Origin of the sequence: Streptomyces sp. NPDC021622 (genome assembly GCF_040640795.1) — a bacterium.
Lineage (GTDB): Bacteria > Actinomycetota > Actinomycetes > Streptomycetales > Streptomycetaceae > Streptomyces.
Map to the genome: position 1 here is coordinate 135,885 of NZ_JBFACK010000003.1, position 18,294 is coordinate 154,178.

Consider the following 18,294-nt stretch of genomic DNA (forward strand, 5'->3'; position numbering starts at 1 on the left):
CCGCCGCCTCGGGTGGCCGCTCCTGCGGAGCCATCAGCGCCGCCCGCAGAGCCGCCTCCGTCGCGTCGAGGCCCGGCCGCCCCGCCGGCTCCTTGGCCAGGAGCGCCGCGAGCAGGGGACGTAACCCGCTTGGTTCCGGCGGCAGTTCAGGCTCCTCGTGCAGGACCGCCACGAGCGTCGTCAGCGCCGATTCACGGGCGAAGGGCGAGCTGCCGCGCAGCGCCGCGCAGAGTGTCGCGCCGAGGGACCAGAGGTCGGACGGCGGGCCCTGCGGCGCCCCGGAGACCCGCTCGGGCGCCATGTACTCGGGCGAACCCACCAGCAGGCCCGCCTGCGTCAGACGGCCCGTGTCCTGGATCGCGGCGATGCCGAAATCGGTGAGGACGACCCGGCCACCGGGGCCGATGAGCACGTTCTCCGGCTTGATGTCCCGGTGCAGCACACCCGCCGCGTGCACCCGCCGCAGCGCCGCCACCAGGGCGAGGCCGACGCGCGCCGCCTCGCGCTCGCCCAGCGGCCCCTCGTCGTCGACGTACCGGGCGAGGGACCGGGCGTCGACCAGCTCCATGACGATCCACAGGCGGCCGTCCTCCTCGGCGACGTCATAGACGCGTACGACACCGGGGTGGTCGATCCGCGCGCTGGCCCGCGCCTCGCGCAGCGCGCGCTCCCTGCGTACGCGGGCGTCCTCCGGGCCCAGGCCGCCGTCGCCCACGTCGATCCGCATCTCCTTCACGGCGACAGCGCGGTCGAGCAGCTCGTCGGCCGCGCGCCACACGCGGCCCATGCCGCCGCGGCCGATGACTTCGAGCAGGTGGTAGCGGCCCGCCACCCGACGCTCCGGCATGGGCGTCACCCCCAACTCTCCTTTCATGACAGCACAGTTCACGAAGATCGGAAAAGACCGGAAAACTTGACGGCGGGTGTCAGGTTTTCCGTGGAGGCTCTGTCTCGTCGGACAGCGCTTCTTGGAGGATCACCGTGGACTTCACCGCACAGCGACTCGTGTTCCGGGCCGGGGACGAGGGGTACGAGGAGGAGATCGCCGGCTTCCAGACCGGCTTCACCCAGCGGCCGGAGATCGTGTTCGGGGCGTCGAGCGCCGATGACGTCGTCGCCGCCGTCTCGTATGCCGCCGACGCGGGGCTGCCCGTGGGCGTACAGGCCACCGGGCACGGGCTTCCGGGGGCCGCGGAGGGCGGTGTGCTGATCAGCACCCGGCGGATGGACTCCGTCCGCGTCGACGCCGCCGCGCGCACCGTCACCGTGGGCGCGGGCGTCCGCTGGGGCCAGGTCGTCGAGGCCGCTGCGGAGCACGGGCTCGCCCCGCTGAACGGGTCGGCGCCGAGCGTGGGCGCCGTGTCGTACACGCTGGGCGGCGGACTCGGCGTCCTGGCAAGGGAGTTCGGGTACGCGGCCGACCACGTCCGGTGGCTCGATGTCGTCACGGCGGACGGCGCGCTGCGGCACGTCACCGCGGAGAGCGAGCCCGAGCTGTTCTGGGGGCTGCTCGGCGGGGGCGCGAACCTCGGGGTCGTGACGGCCCTGGAGATCGGATTGGTGCCGGTGGCGCGGGTGTACGGCGGGGCGATCGAGTTCGACGGGCGCGAGGTGGACCCGGCGGCCGTGCTGCGGGCGTACGAGGCGTGGACGCGGACCGTGCCGGACGAGGTGACTTCATCGGTGGCGGCCCTTGTCTACCCGGACCTGCCGCAGCTTCCGCCGCATCTGCGGGGGCGCTATCTCGTGACGGTCCGGGTCGCCTACACCGGCTCCGAGGCGGCGGGCGAGCGTCTGGTGGCACCGCTGCGGGAGATCGGGCCCATGGTGTCGGACTCGCTGCGGGAGATGCCGTACATCGAAAGCCACACGATCCACAGCGACCCGGACTTCCCGCACTCCTACTACGGGGACAGCGTGGTCGTGCGCGAGCTGGACGTCGCGGCGGCGAGCGAGCTGTTCGCGCTGACCGGTCCCGCCGCCGAGAAGATGCACGTCGTCCAGATCAACCAGCTGGGCGGGGCGCTGGCGAAGCCCGCGGGGAACGCTGTGCCCTACCGGGACGCGGGGTGGCTGGTGCGGGTCCTTTCGCCGTTGGACGGCACGGACCTCGATGCGGTGCGGGCCGTGCAGGCGCGGGCCTTCGGACTTTTCGCGGGCGAGGGGCGGCTGCTCAACTTCGCCTTCGCTGCCGGGGATCGGACCGACGGCCTGTACGACCCGGAAACGCGGAAGAGGCTCGCCGAGCTGAAGGTCACGTACGACCCGGCGAACCTCTTCAGGCGGAACTACGGCGTGACCGCTACCGGTTGAGGAACTTCCACGCCGTGGGCAGCGCGCCCATCGCGAGCGCGGCCTTGACCGCGTCGCCGATCAGGAAGGGCGTGAGCCCGGCGGCGACGGCCTGGGTCAGCGACATGCCGGTCGCGGCGGCCAGGTACGGGACGCCGACCGCGTAGATGATCGCCGAGCCGAGCACCATCGTGCCCGCGGTGCGCAGCACGGAACGGTCGCCGCCGCGGCGGGCGAGGGCGCCGACCACGGTGGCGGCGAGCAGCATGCCGAGGACGTAGCCGAGGGACGGCGCCGCGACGCCGGAGCCCGCCTCGGCGAACCACGGCATGCCGGCCATGCCGACGAGGGCGTACACCGCGAGGGAGAGGAAGCCGCGGCGGGCGCCGAGGGCGGTGCCGACGAGGAGCGCGGCGAAGGTCTGTCCCGTCACCGGCACGGGGGAGCCCGGTACGGGCACGGCGATCTGGGCCGCGATGCCGGTGAGGGCGGCGCCGCCGATGACGAAGGCCGCGTCCTTCGCGCGGGACGCGGGGAGCAGGTCCGCGAGGACCTGGCCGGGACGGGAAGAGACGGCGGCGATGCTCATCGGGACTCCGCGGGTTCTGGGACGTTCTGGGACGGGGAGGTGGGACCCCGCGACGCTATCCCAGGCGGGGGCGTCGGATCACCGGCGGTGGGCGACAAGGTGCCGGGTGCCCCGGTGGTGGGCTCTGCACAAAGTGCGGGGTGTACCCCTGCGGGGGGCGTGATGCTTGTCACCTCGGTGGGTGGTGCCAGGGGCCCGTTTTGCGTACGGGGATGCCGCCCAGGGAGACTGTAGGTTCCCGCCAATTTCTTTGTGAGCCCGAGAGCAGCGCTTAGCACCATGCACGACGCACCCCCCGATCAGTCGGCACCCGGCAGTGGGGGTTGTGCCCACCCGTTCCGCCGTGCGGAACGCCTGCCCACAACCAGGGCGACCGACTTGGAATCCGAGCCGCTGGGCGGGGGACTTAAGCAACGGCATCTCGCCATGCTTGGGCTCGGTGGGGTCATCGGGGCCGGGCTTTTCGTCGGGTCCGGGGCCGGGATTGCCGTTGCCGGGCCCGGGATCGTCGTCTCGTATCTGATCGCGGGGGCGCTCGCGATGTGTGTGATGCGGATGCTCGGTGAGATGTCGGCCGCGATGCCCGCGTCGGGGTCCTTCTCCGTGCACGCCGAGCGTGCCCTCGGGCGCTGGGCGGGGTTCAGCGTCGGGTGGCTCTACTGGTTCCTGCTCGTCGTCGTGCTCGCCGTGGAGGCGACCGGGGCCGCGCAGATCGCCAACAGCTGGGCGCCGGGCGTACCGCAGTGGGCCTGGGTCCTCTTCTTCATGCTGGTGTTCACGGGCGCCAACCTCGCCGCCGTGAAGAACTTCGGCGAGTTCGAGTTCTGGTTCGCCGCCCTGAAGGTCTTCGCGATCGTCGCCTTCCTGGTGCTCGGGCTGCTCGCGGTCTTCGGGGTGCTGCCCGACACCGATCCCGTCGGCCTCACCAACCTCACCGGGCACGGCGGGTTTCTGCCCAACGGCTGGGACGGCGTGGTCTCCGGCGTGCTCGCCGTCGTCTTCGCCTTCGGCGGGCTCGAGGTCGTGACGATCGCGGCCGCCGAGTCCGACGACCCGGTGCGCTCCGTCGCCCGCGCCGTGCGCAGCGCCGTCTACCGCATCCTCTTCTTCTACGTCGGTTCGATGCTGGTCATCGTGACGGTGCTGCCCTGGACGGCGGAAAAGGCGGGCGTCAGTCCGTATGTGACGGTCCTCGACTCGATCGGGGTGCCGTCCGCGGGCACGATCATGAACATCGTGGTGTTCGTGGCGCTGCTCTCGGCGCTCAACGCCAACCTCTACGGCTCGTCCCGGATGATCTTCTCGCTCGCCGAGCGGGGCGAGGCTCCGAAGGCGCTGTTGAAGGTGTCGGGCGGCGGCGTCCCGCGGCGTGCGGTGCTCGCGTCCGTCGCCTTCGGCTTCGTATCCGTCGTACTCAATCTGGAGTGGCCGGACTCGGTCTTCCTCTACATGCTCAACTCGGTCGGCGCGGTGCTGCTCTTCGTGTGGGCGCTGATCGCGGTGTCGCAGCTGCGGCTTCGGCGGCGCATCGAGCGCGAGGCGCCGGAGCGGCTCGTGCTGCGCATGTGGGCCTTCCCCTATCTGACGTGGGCGGCGCTCGCGGCGATGGCCGCCGTGCTCGGGCTGATGCTGACGGACGACGGGGCGCGGCCGCAGCTGCTGTGGTCGGCGGGCGCGACGGGGCTCGTCCTTGCGGTGGCCGGGCTGCGGGAGTGGCGCGAGGCACGCATGAGTCGCACGTAAAGTGGATGTGAACATTTCGTGGCCATACCTTCACAACGTGTGAGCGTCGTGTCCGTATAGCGGTCAGGTGTTCCCTGTCAGCGGTACCGGACTTCAGACTGTGGGCCGCTCGCTCCCCCGTCTCAGCTACTGAACAGGGCTCGCCCATGTCTCGGACGTCCACCTCCAAGGACGCAGCAACCGACGCGGCCCCCGAGGCCCCCAAGGTCGATTCGCCGCTGGTCCACGGCCTCAAGCAGCGGCATCTCTCGATGATCGCCCTCGGTGGCGTCATCGGCGCCGGCCTCTTCGTGGGCTCCGGAGCCGGTATCGCCGCGGCCGGGCCGTCGATCGTGCTCGCCTATGCGATATCCGGCGCGCTGGTCATGCTCGTGATGCGCATGCTCGGCGAGATGTCGGCCGCGAACCCGGCCTCCGGTTCCTTCTCGGTCCACGCCGAGCGCGCGATCGGACCCTGGGCGGGCTTCACCGCCGGCTGGGGCTTCTGGTTCCTGCTCTGCGTCGCCGTCGGCCTCGAAGGCATCGGCGCCGCGAAGATCATGGTGGGCTGGTTCCCCGACAGCCCCGAGTGGGCCTGGGTCGCGCTCTTCATGCTGGTGTTCTGCGGCGCCAACCTGACGGCCGTGAAGAACTTCGGCGAGTTCGAGTTCTGGTTCGCCGCCCTGAAGGTCGGCGCGATCGCGCTCTTCCTCGGCATCGGCGTCCTGGCGATCCTCGGCATCCTGCCCGGCTCGGACGCACCCGCCCCCGGCACCGCGAACCTCACCGGTGAGGGCGGGTTCATGCCGAACGGCACGGACGGCCTGATCATCGGCCTCCTCGCATCCGTCTTCGCGTACGGCGGTCTGGAGACCGTCACGATCGCGGCAGCGGAGTCCGAGAACCCTGTCCAGTCCGTCGCCAAGGCCGTGCGCACCGCGATGTGGCGCATCGCCCTCTTCTACGTCGGCTCGATGATGGTCGTCGTCACGCTGCTGCCGTGGGACAACAAGGAGGTCGCGACGAAGGGCCCGTACGTCGCCACGCTCGACCACCTGGGCATCCCCGGCGCCGGCCAGATCATGAACGTCATCGTCCTGATCGCCCTGCTCTCCGCGATGAACGCCAACATCTACGGCGCCTCGCGCATGTCGTACTCGCTGATCCGGCGCGGCCAGGGCCCCAAGGTGCTCGGCCGTGTCCACAGCGGCGTCCCGCGCCTCGCGGTCCTCGCATCCTCGGTCTTCGGCTTCGTCTGCGTCCTGCTCAGCTACTGGCGCCCGGACGACGTCTTCCCCTGGCTGCTCAACATGATCGGCGCGATGATCCTGGTCGTCTGGATCTTCATCGCCGCTTCGCAGCTGATCCTGCGCCGCAGGACGGAGCGCGACGAGCCGGAGAAGCTGGTCGTGAAGATGTGGGCCTACCCGTTCCTGACCTGGGTCGCCCTGGCCGCGATGGCGTACATCTTCTACCTGATGACGGAGCAGCCGGACACCCGCAAGCAGCTCCTGGCCACGGGCGCGCTGACGCTGGTGCTCGCGGCGATCGGGTTCGCGCGGCAGAAGGCGGCGGAGAAGCGGGCGGCGCTGTCGGCCGCCGAGTAACCCTCACCTCTTCCAGAGGGCCCCGAGTCTTTCGGCTCGGGGCCCTCTGGCGTGTTCGGACCTAGGACGAAGGACTGATCGACTCCGACTCAACTCCGCCCCACTCCTGCTGCTAGCCTGCACTTGCACATTGATTGCAATAAGCCTTGCACCACAGCAGAGCACAGCAGAGCAGCAGTCGGAGGGCTCGGACCATGGCCATTTACACGCTTCCTGAACTTCCGTACGACTACGCGGCGCTCGAACCGGTCATCAACCCGCAGATCATCGAGCTGCACCACGACAAGCACCACGCGGCGTACGTGAAGGGCGCGAACGACACCCTCGAGCAACTGGAGGAGGCGCGCGACAAGGAGACGTGGGGCGCCATCAACGGCCTGGAGAAGAACCTGGCCTTCCACCTCTCCGGCCACATCCTGCACAGCATTTACTGGCACAACATGAACGGCCCGAAGGACGGTGGCGGCGGCGAGCCGCTGGCCGTGGACGGCGTCGGCGACCTCGCGGACGCGATCGCCGAGTCCTTCGGCTCCTTCGCCAAGTTCAAGGCCCAGCTGACCAAGGCCTCGGCGACGACGCAGGGTTCGGGCTGGGGCGTGCTCGCCTACGAGCCGCTCAGCAACCGCCTCATCGTCGAGCAGGTCTACGACCACCAGGGCAACGTCGGCCAGGGCTCGACGCCGATCCTGGTCTTCGACGCCTGGGAGCACGCCTTCTACCTGCAGTACAAGAACCAGAAGGTCGACTTCATCGAGGCCATGTGGCAGGTCGTCAACTGGCAGGACGTGGCGAAGCGCTACGAGGCCGCCAAGCAGCGCGTGAACAGCCTGCTGCTGGCCCCGTAACGCCCTGAAACGCCCCGCCTCGTGATCGTCTTCTCAACCTTCGCGCGGGCGGGCGGAAGAAGGACAGGCCCCCGTGAGGACGTGACTCACGGGGGCCTGTCGGTATCCGGGGTTCCGGTGGACCGTGTCGACATGCCGACACCACGGAAGATGTACTGCAGCACCTGCAAGCGGGACGAGCCGCACCACCCGCTGAGCAAAGGCGAGCAGCAGCAGCTCAAGGACGACTCCGGCCTGAAGTACACCGGCGACTACTGGGCCTGCGACGCGCCAGGCTGCGGAACCCTGCGTACAGCCTTCGACAAGTCGCCCTTCTATCTGCCCCGCAAGCTCAAATAGCGGGGCTCAGTCGAAGATCGGACCCTGCGTCCGCGTCCGCTTGATCTCGTAGAAGCCGGGGACCGAGGCCACCATGAGCGTGCCGTCCCAGAGCTTGGCCGCCTCCTCGCCCTTGGGGGCGGGGGTCACCACGGGGCCGAAGAAGGCGATCTGTTCGCCGTCCGCGCCGGGGACGGCGATGACCGGGGTGCCCACGTCCTGGCCGACCTTGTCTATGCCCTCCTTGTGGGAGGCGCGCAGTTCGGTGTCGTACGTGTCCTTCTTGGCGTACGCGATGAGGTCGGCCGGCAGGCCCGCGTCGGCGAGGGCTCCGGCGATGCTCTCGTCGGTCACGCCCTGGCCCTTGTTGTGAATGCGCGTGCCGAGCGCGGTGTACAGCTTCCCGAGCACCTCGTCGCCGTGCAGCTGCTGCGCGGCGATCGCGACGCGGACCGGGCCCCAGGACTTGCCGCCGGGGCGCATGTTCTCGGCGTACTCCTCCGGGATCTCGTCGAGCTTGTCCTCGTTCAGGACGGCGAGGCTCATCACGTGCCAGCGGACCTCGATGTCGCGGACCTTCTCGACCTCGAGGACCCAACGGGACGTCATCCAGGCCCAGGGGCACAACGGGTCGAACCAGAAGTCGACGGGGGTCTTGGTGCCGTTCTCGGACATGTCTCTCCCTAAGGAATCCGTTCGCATCTGGCGGGGGAAACGTCGGTGACGCACCAGGGCATTCCCGGATACCGGGCGCCGACCACACATGCGAGGATCGTGACGTTCGTACGAGACCTGCGTACGAGTCGTGCGATCCACGGCTTCAGACATGCGAGTCACAAGGGAGTGCCGCCCGTGCCCGGTGAGAATCTGTCCCGCGACGAGGCCCAGGAAAGGGCCGCGCTGTTGTCCGTCGACGGGTACGAGGTCTTTCTCGACCTGCGCTCCGCGATCGGCGAGAGCGACCAGGAGCCGCGCACCTTCCGCTCCGTCACCACGATCCGCTTCCGCTCGGCGGAGCCCGGTGCCACGAGCTTCGCCGATCTGATCGCCCCGAGCGTCACGGCCGTTTCCCTCAACGGCAAGGACCTCGACCCCTCCGAGGTCTTCGACGGCTCGCGGATCACCCTGGAGGACCTGGCCGCGGAGAACGAGCTGGTGGTGGACGCCCAGTGCGCCTACAGCCGCACCGGCGAGGGCATGCACCGCTTCGTCGACCCGGAGGACGGCGAGGTCTATCTCTATACGCAGTACGAGCCCGCCGACTCGCGCCGGGTCTTCTCCAACTTCGAGCAGCCCGACCTGAAGGCGCCCTTCCGGTTCGAGGTGCAGGCCCCGGAGGGCTGGACGGCGTGGTCCAACGGCACCGGTGAACTGGCCGACGGCGTATGGAAGTTCGCCGAGACCAAGCCGATCTCGACGTACATCACGGCCGTGGTCGCCGGCCCGTACCACTACGTGACGGACTCCTACAGCCGCACCTTCGACGACGGCACGACCCTGGAGATCCCGCTCGGCGCGCTCTGCCGCAAGGGCCTCGCCAAGCACTTCGACGCCGACGACGTCTTCCTGGTCACGAAGCAGGGCCTCGACTTCTTCCACGACAACTTCGACTACCCCTACCCGTTCGGGAAGTACGACCAGGCCTTCGTGCCGGAGTACAACCTGGGCGCGATGGAGAACCCGGGCTGTGTGACCTTCCGCGAGGAGTTCATCTTCCGCGGCAAGGTGACCCAGGCGTCCTACGAGCGCCGGGCCAATGTGATCCTGCACGAGATGGCGCACATGTGGTTCGGCGACCTCGTCACCATGCGCTGGTGGGACGACCTGTGGCTCAAGGAGTCCTTCGCCGACTTCATGGGTTCCTTCTCCATGGTCGAGGCGACCCGCTTCACCAACGGCTGGATCACCTTCGCCAACAACCGCAAGGCGTGGGCGTACCGCGCGGATCAGCTCCCCTCAACCCACCCGGTCACGGCCGACATCCACGACCTGCAGGCCGCCAAGCTCAACTTCGACGGGATCACGTACGCGAAGGGCGCTTCGGTACTGAAGCAGCTGGTGGCGTACGTCGGGCGTGACGCGTTCCTCGAAGGCGCGCGGCGCTACTTCAAGCGGCACGCGTACGGCAACACCCGCCTCGGCGACCTCCTTTCGGTCCTGGAGGAGACGTCCGGGCGCGACATGGCGTCCTGGTCGCGGTCCTGGCTGCAGACGGCAGGGGTCAACTCCCTGACCCCGCAGGTGATTCTGAACGCGGAGGGCCGGATCACGGAGCTCTCCATTGTCCAGGAGGCGCCCGAGTCCCACCCCGAACTGCGGCCGCACCGCGTGGCGGTGGGCCTGTACCGCCGCACCGTCGAGGGCGAGCTGACGCGGTACGCACGCGCGGAACTTGACGTCGACGGGCCGCGCACGGTCGTCACCGAGCTGGCCGGCGAGGAGGCTCCCGAGCTGGTCCTGGTCAACGACGACGACCTGACGTACTGCAAGATCCGCTTCGACGAGAACTCTCTCGTCACGCTGCGGGAGCACCTCGGCGACATCACCGATCCCCTGGCCCGTGCCCTGTGCTGGTCGGCGCTGTGGAGCCTGACGCGGGACGGGCTCATGCCCGCGCGGGACTTCATCGGGCTCGTGCTGCGGTTCGCGGGGCGCGAGAGCGACATCGGGGTGCTGCAGATGCTGCACGCGTGGGCGGACTCCGCGCTCACGCACTACGCGGCGCCCGCGTGGCGCGAGGAGGGCGGACGTGCGCTCGCCGAGGGTGCGCTGCGGGAGCTGCGGCTCGCGGCGCCGGGCAGCCAGCACCAGTTGACGTGGGCGCGGTTCTTCGCGGCGGTGGCCTCTTCGGACGCCGATCTGCAGTTGCTGCAGGGGCTTCTGGACGGCACGGCGAAGATCGACGGGCTCGATGTCGACCAGGAGCTGCGGTGGGCCTTCCTCGGCCCGCTGGCCGCGCACGGGGTCGCCGACGAGAAGATCCTCGGGGCGGAGCTGGCGCGGGACGACACGGCTTCGGGCAAGCGGCATCAGGTGCGGTGCCTGGCCTCGCGGCCTTCCGCGGCGGTCAAGGCGCAGGCGTGGGCCGCCGTGGTGGAGTCCGACGCGCTGTCCAACGCGCTGGTCGGGGCGACCATCGCGGGGTTCTCCCAGGCCTCCCAGAGGGAGTTGACCGCGCCGTACGCGGAGAAGTACTTCGCTGCGATCGAGCGGGTGTGGGAGGAGCGGTCCATCCAGATCGGGATGGACGTCGTCAAGGGGCTGTTCCCTCATCTGCAGGACCATCAGGGGACGGTGGACGCGGCGGACGCGTGGCTCGCGGCGCATGCGGGTTCCGCTCCTGCGCTGCGGCGGCTTGTCGTCGAGGCTCGGGATGACCTCGCACGGTCCCTGCGGGCGCAGGCTTGCGATTCGGCTGCCGCCGCCGCTTCGTAGGTCGACTTGGGTGGGCGCCTCGTTCATCGGTGCTCGGCAGCGTGGCGTTGTGCCCACCCGTTCCGCCGTGCGGAACGCCTGCCCACAACGGGGGGGCGGGGTGGGGTGGGGCCCCGCCGCGTGGAACGCCTGGCCACAGTGGGGGCGAGTGGGGCGTTGGGATTCGGGGTGCGGAACGTCTGTCCGCGACGCAGGCAGGCGAATCAAGCGACGGCCCGTGGAACGTACCGCGTGCAAACGGGCCTTTTCGGCAGTCGAACGTCTGAACTTTAGTGCGGGGTTGTCCGGTTATGTCGACGGGCGTGTAACAGCGGTTAGGGGGGCGAGTGGGGGCGGGGATAGCCCGGTCATGAACCACAACACCCCGCTCTCCCCCCGCCCCCAGCAGCGCCTCGCCGACGTCCAGCGCCGCGTCATGAGCACCGCCCAGCTGCGCGCCCACGGCATCTCCGCCGCCGACACGGCCGCCCACTGCCGCCCGGAAGGGCCCTGGCAGCAGCTGCTCCCGGGGGTGTGCCTGCTGCACCCGGGGCCACCGACCCCTGAAGAGCGGCTGCACGGCGCCCTGTTGTACGCGGGCCGGCCGCCGGCCAAGGCGGCGAAGACCGTGCCCGCGCAGCCCGGCCCGGGCGAGGCCCACGCCCCGTACGCCGACGCGCTGATCACCGGCCTCGCGGCGCTCGCCCTGCACCGCTTCTCGTCCGCTCCCCCGCTGCTCTCGCTCGACCGCATCGACATCCTGGTGCCCCGCACCCGGCGGCTGCGGTCCACCGGATTCGCGCGCCTGGTGCGAACCCCGGCGCTGCCGACCGCCGTACAGATCACGGGAGTTCCGGTGGCGCCGGTGCCGCGCGCGCTCGCCGACGCGGTGGCGGGGCTCTCCGAGGCCGCCGCGGTGCGCAGGCTGCTCACCGAGGCGGTGCGCGGCGGGCACTGCGAACCGGCGGCCATCGTGCGGGAGCTGAACCAGGCGCGGCTGCTCGCCCGCCCCCATGTGGTGAACGCCGTCGACTCGCTGATCGCCGAGGGGCGGGCGATCGCCGAGGACAGGCTCTACCAGATGGTCGCCGAGCACGGTCTTCCCGATCCGCTGTGGAACGTCGATCTGCGATTGCCCGGCGGCCCGCATCTGGGGGGCGTCGACGCGTACTGGCCCGATCTGGCCGTCGCGGTCGAGCTCGACACCCGGGCGCCGCGCCACGGCTTCCGTCAGGAGGACGACGCCCTGTGGTCCGAGTACGCCCGTAAGCGCGAGCACTTGGAGCGGCTCGGCATCACCGTCGTCCATCTGACGCCCAAGAAGCTGCGGGATTCGCTCGAACAGCAGGCGACCGTCGTACGGACCGCGCTGATGGCCGCGACCGACCGTGACCCCGCGGCGTATGTGGTGGTGCTGCCCAGGTGACGCGGGGCGGCGCTGTCCGATAGGAGGGGAGCGAAAGGGGGGCGGGACCCGGACGGCGGGACCCGCCCCCTTTCACGTACGCACGACAGCGCTACGGCGTTACGGGTCTACTTGCCGCAGAACTCCGCCTCCATGATCGAAGGGCCGTCCCCCGCGGGCCCGTTGAAGTTCAGCGCCAGCGCATGGCCGCCGCCCGCCGTCACACCCGCCATCGACGACGAGCCGTGGATGTCGCCGCCGTGGCCCCAGACGACCTTGCCGCAGGACATCTTGAGGCTCTCCAGGCCGAGTCCGTACCGGCTGGCGGGCCGGTCCTCGCCCCTCGGGACGGTCGTCTTCATCTCGGCGAGCTGCTTCTTCGGCAGCAGCTTGCCGCGCAGGAGTGCGGTGTAGAAGCGGTTCAGGTCGGCCGAGTCGGAGATCATCGAGCCCGCCGCGCCCGCCACGGACGGGTTGAACTCCGTCACGTCGTGGTTCTTGGCGTCCGGGGCGTCGGACAGCTTTGTGTACGCGCGTGAACTGGGCTCCGGCATCGACGCGTCCGTGCCGGGCACGGTGGTGTGGTGCAGGCCGAGCGGTTCGATGATCCGCCGTCGGATCTCGTCCGCGTACGGCGCGCCCGTCACCTTCTCGATGATCATTCCGGCCAGGACGTAGTTGGTGTTGGAGTACTTCCAGCCCTTGCCGGGCTTGAAGTCCGGCTTGTGGCGCATGGCGATGGCGACCTCCTCTTCGGGGGTCCAGGTGTCATAGCGGTGATCGAGGAACTTCTCCGTGAACACCTTCTCCTGGAAGCCTTCGTCCGACGACACGTCGAAGACGCCGCTGGTGTGGTTGAGGAGCCGGCGCACCGTGATCCTGTCGCCGTCGTGGCCGTTGCCCTCGACGACGCCCGGCAGCCACCGCCCGACCTTGTCGTCCAGGTCGAGCTCCCCCTCGGCCTCCAGCTGGAGCAGCACGGTGGCGACGAAGGTCTTGGTGATGCTGCCGACGCGGTAGTGGTCGTGGGCCCCGCGCGGGCTCTGGTCGTGGAGGTTCCCGACGCCGGCGGAGGAGTTCCAGGCCCCGCGCCGGTCCCTGGCCTGGACGGTCACACCGGGGGCGTCCTCGTTGACGGCGGCCTCCATCGCCTTCTGGGTCGCCCGGTGCCGGTCCCCGTGCCCGTGCCCGGGCGCCGAGGCGAGCGCGGGCGCCGCGAACGCACCCGCCGCCAGTGTCGCGGCCACGACCGCCGCCACCCCCGTGATCCCCGTACGCATCGACATCCGCTGTCCCTTCGTCATCGAACGTGGTCGACCCAGGGGACTCGCGGCGCGGGCGCGAAGGTTGACAGAACCGCGCGGGTTGAGCCGGATTTAGCCCTTCCCGAGGATCAGCTCCGTGTTCCGGTCGCCCGGCTCGCCGCCCAGCGTGGGCTTCGCGCCCGGGGCGTTGAAGGAGAGCTCGCGGTAGAGCGCGGCGAGGCCGGTCTGCGAGAGGTCGGCGTAGTCCGTGCGGTGCGGGGCCGACGACTCGATCAGGGTGGTGAACAGGGAGATGGTGCCGTCGTGGTTGTCGGTCAGCTCCACGACACGGGCCAGCTGCGGGAAGTCGATGTGCGAGGCCGTGGAGACCTCCCAGAAGGAGCCCTGCGGGGTCTGGTGCGCGGTGATGTCGTTCTTGTGGCTGTGGCCGTTGACCCAGGCGAGGACGGAGCGGTGGCGGCCGAGCAGGGCGACGATCTCGTCACCGCCGTGCCGGGCCTCGCGCGGGCGGTGCGGGTCCTGGCGGAGGTTCCGCATGGTCTTGCTGGTGTGGTGGCTGAAGACGACGACGTGGGAGCCGCCGCCGTCCTTCTTTTCGATGGCCTTCAACTCCCGCTCCAGCCACTTCAGTTGGGCGGTGCCGATGGAGCCTTCGTAGTGGCCTGCGGGGTCCGTCGTGTCCAGGCTGATGCCGAGTACGTCGTCGCTGATGCGGAACGAGTAGTACTGGGTGCCCGCGTCGAGGTTCTCCTGCGTGTAGCCGTGGCCGACCGGGCCGTGGCCCTTGTACGCCGGGTCCAGGTGCGCATGGACGTACTCGGCGGGGGTGAAGGGCGCCCGGCTCTCGTCCGGGGTGACCGAGCGCATCCGCCGTGACTCGCTCTTCAGGAGCTCCTTGAAGTGGGCGCCCTTGGGGTCGCGCCCCTTCTTGACGGCCTTCCACAGGGCGGCGCCGCGCGACTCGTCCAGGGACATCAACTTCCGCCCGCCGACGGCGAATTCGGTGAAGTACGAGTCTCCGGGGCCCCAGCAGCCGCCGGGCAGCGCGTCGTGGTTGCCGACGGTCGAGTACCAAGGGAGCCCGAGGCCGGGGCTGTTGACCTCGCGGAGGGCGGCGTCGAGGAAGCCGTCGACCCGCGGGAAGCCCAGGGCCGTGTCGGCGTCGCGGAGGTCGCCGTCCGGATGCCAGTAGAGCTTGAGCCCGCTGTCCTGCACGCCTTCGTAGCGGCGCGGGTCACCGGTGTTGGGGGTGATGCGGCCGCCGCTCATCGCCTTGAGGAACCAGTCGAGTTCGGAGCGGGAGTTGTTGTCGGTGTTGTCGCCGGTCGTCACCACGCAGTGCAGCGGCGATCCGGTGGCGGGAGCGCCGCGCAGCGCGTTCACCTGCTCGACGAGCGCGACCGCACCCGCCACCGACAGGGCCTCCTGCGGGCGCCAGGCGCTCGCGGTCTGGGCGCGCAGATACTCGTACCGAAGCGGATGCTGTACGTCGACCAGATGCAGGTCGGTGAACTGGACGAACGCGGCGAGCGCGGTACGCCGCCCCTCGCGCCCCGGCTTGGCGGCGGCCAGGTCACCGCGGACCACCCGCTCCCAGGCGGGCCCGTCACCCAGCCGCCGGTATCCGGAGCCGCCGCGCGGGGCGGCGACAGTGGCCAGGGTGGTGCCGCCCCGGTACGGCATCAGGGGCGCCGCGGGCGCGGGCCGGGAGAGCGCGACGGGGGCGGGGCCGCCCGCGGCGGCATGGCTGCTGCCCGGCCGGAGGGCGTAGCCGATGCCCGCGGAGAGGGAGACCGCTCCGGTGGCCGCGAGGAAGGCCCGGCGGTCCACTGCCGATGCGGCGGAGGCGACGGAGTGGGTAGCGGTCTTGGCGGCGGTGGCGACAGAGCGTATGCGCGGCATGGCGCGGTCTCCCCGATTGCGAACGCGTCGGCAGTGGTCGCGGGGAGTCCGGCGTACTGCACCGACCGAACTTCCCGCTCGTACTGGATCGTTGGCATCCGGGATGACCTGCACGTTAACGAGACCGCAACGGGCAGCGCCGATCACCGTACGTGGATCATCGGGCACCCTGCGCGGCCATCAACCCCTCTCCGGCCGGAGAGGAGGCGGTCACTCCATGTTCACCTTTCGGGGAAGGGAAGGGGAACTGGAGCCTCAGGTCGCCAGGTGGCCGTCGGCGGGACGCTCCCGCCAGAGGCCGAGGCCGATGTCGACGAGCGCGACCCGGTCGAGGTCGGGGACGGCGTCCAGCGGGTGCCATGCCGCGAGGTCGGTCGAGCCGCCGGTCTCGTGGCGCAGCTCGCCGCCGGTGATCCCGGCCTCGTAGATGATGCGCAGGCCGTGGAAGTCGGCGACGGCGCCGAGCCTGCGGGGGTAGCGGCGGCGCAGGGAGTCCATGCCGAGCAGCGTGAGCGGCTCTATGACGTAGCCCGTCTCCTCGTCCGCCTCGCGGATCACCGTGTCGTACGGATCCTCCCCGTGGTCCATGCCGCCGCCGGGCAGCGTCCAGCGTTTGCTGCCGTCTCCCGCCACCCAGCGGGCCAGCAACACCTGCCCGTCGCGTACGCATACGGCGTAGGCCGCCACCCGGAGCTCTTTGTGCACAGGCTGACGCTAGACCTAATAGGGCCCCTATACGGCCCTTCCTTCTACGATCGTCCTATCGCGGGTTCGCCGGTGAGTATTCGGGCGGCGACCACGCATAGGGGCTCGCTCCCAGGGTTTCCGCGGTCCTTTCGACGGTGAAGCGGACCGTGCGGGAACCGTCCGCCGCGTACTCCGTGCGGGCCGTGCCGGAGAGCTGGAGGGTGGTGCCGGTCGCCCAGTCGAGGAAGAGGAGCCCGGCGCGGGGGTCGGCGGCGAGGTTGCCGAGGGTCAGGAACATCGAGTTGCCCGGGTAGTCCCGCCAGACCAGTTCGTAGGGGGACGGCACCTCGACGAATCCCGGGTCGCCGCCCCGGTGGCTGGCGTCGGCGCCGTGCTCGTGGACGGTGGCGAGGAAGAAGGTGTCGGCGGCGGCGATGAACGCGCGCTGGTCGCCGGTGAGTTTCACTCCGTGGCGGGGCGAGGCGGGGCGGCCCGGCGCCTTCCCCTCCAGGAGGTCCCGCTTCTGCAGATACTTGGGGCAGTTCGAGAAGACCTGCTCGGCCTCGATCGCCAGGCCGCGCGGGGTGGGCCGCGCCCTGCCGTTGAGGCGCATACGGCGCCGGGTGCGGGGGTCAAGGGCGATGGTGCCCACAGGAGTGCCTTCGCGGGCGAGGCTCCGGGCAAGCGGATCTCCGGCGTGCACGCCTCCCCGGACCGATATCTGCTGCGGCCCCGTGGCCCGCACGAACCCAGGGGCGCCGGTGAGCAGCGAGGCCCAGACGGCGCCCTCGGTGTCCGCGCCGCCGAGCACCAGCATGGGCTGGAGTTCGAGGAAGGCGGCGGCCACCGGGCGGATGCCCTGGCCTATGGAGCGGCCCACGTGATCGGCGAGGTCGCGTACGCCGACGCGTTCTTGGACGGTGCGGGAGCCGTGGTGGTAGGGCCCTTGGGGTGCGTGCGAGGCCATGGGTTCATCGCGTCCTTCCGGGATTGCGGGCTTACGGCCTACGGGTCTACGGGGCTACGGGGCTACGGGCCTAGAAGAAGCCGCAGGTGGGTGCCGACTCCACGGGTGCGGTGGCCGCCTCGGCGCCGGCCGGGGAGTAGATCTCCAGACGGGTGCCGTCCGGGTCGTGGAAGAAGATGCCGCCGGACGCGGCGCCCTCGCCGTGCGGGACGACGCCGTCGTAGGCGAACTCCACACCGTATGCGCGCAGGGCGCTTTCGTACGTGCGGACCTGCTCGATGGTGTCGACCTCGATCGCCAGGTGGTGCAGGCCGGCGTTTCCGGCGGCGTACGCGGTGTCGGCCTGCTGCCAGAGCGTGAGGACGGGGCGTGTGCCCTCCCCCAGGAAGGCGAACCTGCGGCCCTCCTCCTTGCCCTCGCCGATCACGCCGTAGCCGATGACGTCCCGGTAGAAGGCGAGCGAACGGTCCAGATCGGTGACGTTCAGGCCGATGTGGCCGGTGCGGAGTGCGCTCGGCGTGCTGGTCGCGGTCATGACTCTCCCCTTGTCAGCGGCGGCGGCCCGCCTGACGCGGGCTAACCGTTCACATTCAGGTTAGAGGTTAGACATGGCGAGCGTCAACCGGTCACGTACTCTTTACTGGTTAGCCGCGAAGGGAGCCACCATGTCCGCCGATGCCGCTCGCGATCCTCGCCCTCTCCTCGGCGAGCCGCTCTCCCTCGACCTGCTCAACACCCGGTGGATGCTGGACGGCGTACGCCAGGATCTGCTGACCGATGTCGAGGGCCTCGGCGTCTGGCTCGCCGCCAACGGCATCGCGGACCGCTTCGAGGCGGACGGGCGGACGCTGGAGCATGTCCTGCTGGCCCGCGACGCGATCGCCTCGGTGGTGGACGCGCCGGGCGAGCCCGCGGGGGTCGCCCGCGTGAACAAGATCCTCGGGCACGGGCGCATCCGGGCGACGCTGAGCGAGCAAGGGCCGGGCGAGGAGCCCGAGTTCAAGGATCCGACATGGGGCGCGGCGTGGCTTGCGGCGCGGAACTACCTGGAGCTGCTCGCCACGGCACCCGACCGGATCCGGCGATGCGCCCACGAGGCGTGCGTCCTGCACTTCTTCGATACGTCGCGGAACGGGACCCGGCGGTGGTGCTCGATGGCAATCTGCGGCAACAGGGCGAAGGCGTCGCGCCATTACGCCAAGTCCCGCGAGGGCCAGGGGGACGAGATTTAGCCCGTCCGGCGATTGAGGACGAACTCGCCGGAGGCGGTGACAGGGCGGC

Annotated in this window: 15 protein-coding genes and 1 pseudogene; 8 read left to right on the top strand and 8 right to left on the bottom strand. The window is 70.3% G+C overall.

Annotated elements, in window-relative coordinates:
- Positions 1–64: 64 nt before the first annotated feature.
- Positions 65–847: pseudogene (locus tag AB0G47_RS08075) on the bottom strand (serine/threonine-protein kinase); the annotation flags it as partial.
- A 134-nt stretch (positions 848–981) separates the two neighbouring features.
- On the opposite strand from AB0G47_RS08075, the gene AB0G47_RS08080 reads away from it, so the two are divergent.
- On the top strand, positions 982–2,313 hold the full coding sequence (locus AB0G47_RS08080; RefSeq protein WP_360765420.1) for an FAD-binding oxidoreductase: 1,332 nt from the start codon (positions 982–984) through the stop codon (positions 2,311–2,313).
- On the opposite strand, the gene AB0G47_RS08085 is transcribed toward AB0G47_RS08080, so the two are convergent.
- Positions 2,303–2,881: a biotin transporter BioY gene (locus AB0G47_RS08085; RefSeq protein ID WP_360765423.1), complete on the bottom strand. Its 579-nt coding sequence runs from the start codon at positions 2,879–2,881 to the stop codon at positions 2,303–2,305. The two genes, AB0G47_RS08080 and AB0G47_RS08085, sit on opposite strands and share 11 nt — an antisense overlap.
- 426 nt (positions 2,882–3,307) lie before the next feature.
- Here AB0G47_RS08085 and AB0G47_RS08090 point away from each other — a divergent pair, with 426 nt between their 5' ends.
- From AB0G47_RS08090 to AB0G47_RS08105, 4 genes are all read left to right on the top strand, one after another.
- On the top strand, positions 3,308–4,624 hold the full coding sequence (locus AB0G47_RS08090) for an amino acid permease (protein WP_360765426.1): 1,317 nt from the start codon (positions 3,308–3,310) through the stop codon (positions 4,622–4,624).
- A gap of 146 nt (positions 4,625–4,770) precedes the next feature.
- A complete protein-coding gene (locus AB0G47_RS08095) occupies positions 4,771–6,210 on the top strand; it encodes an amino acid permease (protein ID WP_360765428.1) in 1,440 nt (479 codons plus the stop codon).
- Positions 6,211–6,404: 194 nt separating this feature from the next.
- Positions 6,405–7,055, top strand: coding sequence for a superoxide dismutase (locus tag AB0G47_RS08100; RefSeq protein ID WP_360765431.1), 651 nt, complete (start codon positions 6,405–6,407; stop codon positions 7,053–7,055).
- 132 nt (positions 7,056–7,187) lie between these two features.
- Complete coding sequence (locus tag AB0G47_RS08105; RefSeq protein ID WP_266866933.1) at positions 7,188–7,394, top strand: hypothetical protein; 207 nt, start codon at positions 7,188–7,190, stop codon at positions 7,392–7,394.
- A gap of 6 nt (positions 7,395–7,400) precedes the next feature.
- On the opposite strand, the gene AB0G47_RS08110 is transcribed toward AB0G47_RS08105, so the two are convergent.
- Positions 7,401–8,048, bottom strand: a complete 648-nt coding sequence (locus AB0G47_RS08110) for a DsbA family protein (protein WP_360765434.1) — start codon at positions 8,046–8,048, stop codon at positions 7,401–7,403.
- Between the two features lie 177 nt (positions 8,049–8,225).
- Here AB0G47_RS08110 and pepN point away from each other — a divergent pair, with 177 nt between their 5' ends.
- Both pepN and AB0G47_RS08120 read left to right on the top strand, forming a co-directional pair.
- Positions 8,226–10,808, top strand: coding sequence for an aminopeptidase N (pepN, locus tag AB0G47_RS08115; protein ID WP_360765437.1), 2,583 nt, complete (start codon positions 8,226–8,228; stop codon positions 10,806–10,808).
- Positions 10,809–11,157: 349 nt separating this feature from the next.
- Entirely contained in the window at positions 11,158–12,213 is a 1,056-nt protein-coding gene (locus AB0G47_RS08120) for a hypothetical protein (RefSeq protein WP_360765439.1), read from the top strand.
- Between the two features lie 107 nt (positions 12,214–12,320).
- Here AB0G47_RS08120 and AB0G47_RS08125 read toward each other — a convergent pair whose 3' ends face one another.
- The 5 genes from AB0G47_RS08125 to AB0G47_RS08145 all read right to left on the bottom strand — a co-directional run bounded on the left by AB0G47_RS08125 (position 12,321) and on the right by AB0G47_RS08145 (position 17,548).
- The gene (locus AB0G47_RS08125; protein ID WP_360765442.1) at positions 12,321–13,496 is read right to left on the bottom strand and encodes a serine hydrolase domain-containing protein; all 1,176 of its coding nucleotides are present in this window, start codon (positions 13,494–13,496) and stop codon (positions 12,321–12,323) included.
- 72 nt (positions 13,497–13,568) lie between these two features.
- Positions 13,569–15,359 carry a TIGR03767 family metallophosphoesterase gene (locus AB0G47_RS08130; RefSeq protein ID WP_360765445.1) on the bottom strand — a complete coding sequence of 597 codons (1,791 nt, stop codon included), beginning with the start codon at positions 15,357–15,359 and terminating at the stop codon, positions 13,569–13,571.
- Between the two features lie 255 nt (positions 15,360–15,614).
- Positions 15,615–16,064, bottom strand: a complete 450-nt coding sequence (locus AB0G47_RS08135; protein WP_360765447.1) for an NUDIX hydrolase — start codon at positions 16,062–16,064, stop codon at positions 15,615–15,617.
- A 55-nt stretch (positions 16,065–16,119) separates the two neighbouring features.
- On the bottom strand, positions 16,120–17,013 hold the full coding sequence (locus AB0G47_RS08140; RefSeq protein ID WP_360765450.1) for a pyridoxamine 5'-phosphate oxidase family protein: 894 nt from the start codon (positions 17,011–17,013) through the stop codon (positions 16,120–16,122).
- Positions 17,014–17,083: 70 nt separating this feature from the next.
- Complete coding sequence (locus tag AB0G47_RS08145) at positions 17,084–17,548, bottom strand: VOC family protein (protein WP_360765452.1); 465 nt, start codon at positions 17,546–17,548, stop codon at positions 17,084–17,086.
- Positions 17,549–17,678: 130 nt separating this feature from the next.
- Between AB0G47_RS08145 and AB0G47_RS08150 the strand changes: the two genes are divergently transcribed.
- Entirely contained in the window at positions 17,679–18,245 is a 567-nt protein-coding gene (locus tag AB0G47_RS08150; protein ID WP_360765455.1) for a CGNR zinc finger domain-containing protein, read from the top strand.
- Positions 18,246–18,294 lie beyond the last annotated feature (49 nt).

Bases quoted from the DNA above. Each gene is read 5' to 3' on its own strand.
- AB0G47_RS08085 (WP_360765423.1), bottom strand. From the start codon at position 2,881: ATGAGCATCGCCGCCGTCTCTTCCCGTCCCGGCCAGGTCCTCGCGGAC.
- AB0G47_RS08090 (WP_360765426.1), top strand. From the start codon at position 3,308: ATGCTTGGGCTCGGTGGGGTCATCGGGGCCGGGCTTTTCGTCGGGTCC.
- AB0G47_RS08095 (WP_360765428.1), top strand. From the start codon at position 4,771: ATGTCTCGGACGTCCACCTCCAAGGACGCAGCAACCGACGCGGCCCCC.
- AB0G47_RS08100 (WP_360765431.1), top strand. From the start codon at position 6,405: ATGGCCATTTACACGCTTCCTGAACTTCCGTACGACTACGCGGCGCTC.
- AB0G47_RS08105 (WP_266866933.1), top strand. From the start codon at position 7,188: ATGCCGACACCACGGAAGATGTACTGCAGCACCTGCAAGCGGGACGAG.
- AB0G47_RS08110 (WP_360765434.1), bottom strand. From the start codon at position 8,048: ATGTCCGAGAACGGCACCAAGACCCCCGTCGACTTCTGGTTCGACCCG.
- AB0G47_RS08120 (WP_360765439.1), top strand. From the start codon at position 11,158: ATGAACCACAACACCCCGCTCTCCCCCCGCCCCCAGCAGCGCCTCGCC.
- AB0G47_RS08125 (WP_360765442.1), bottom strand. From the start codon at position 13,496: ATGACGAAGGGACAGCGGATGTCGATGCGTACGGGGATCACGGGGGTG.
- AB0G47_RS08130 (WP_360765445.1), bottom strand. From the start codon at position 15,359: ATGCCGCGCATACGCTCTGTCGCCACCGCCGCCAAGACCGCTACCCAC.
- AB0G47_RS08140 (WP_360765450.1), bottom strand. From the start codon at position 17,013: ATGGCCTCGCACGCACCCCAAGGGCCCTACCACCACGGCTCCCGCACC.
- AB0G47_RS08145 (WP_360765452.1), bottom strand. From the start codon at position 17,548: ATGACCGCGACCAGCACGCCGAGCGCACTCCGCACCGGCCACATCGGC.
- AB0G47_RS08150 (WP_360765455.1), top strand. From the start codon at position 17,679: ATGTCCGCCGATGCCGCTCGCGATCCTCGCCCTCTCCTCGGCGAGCCG.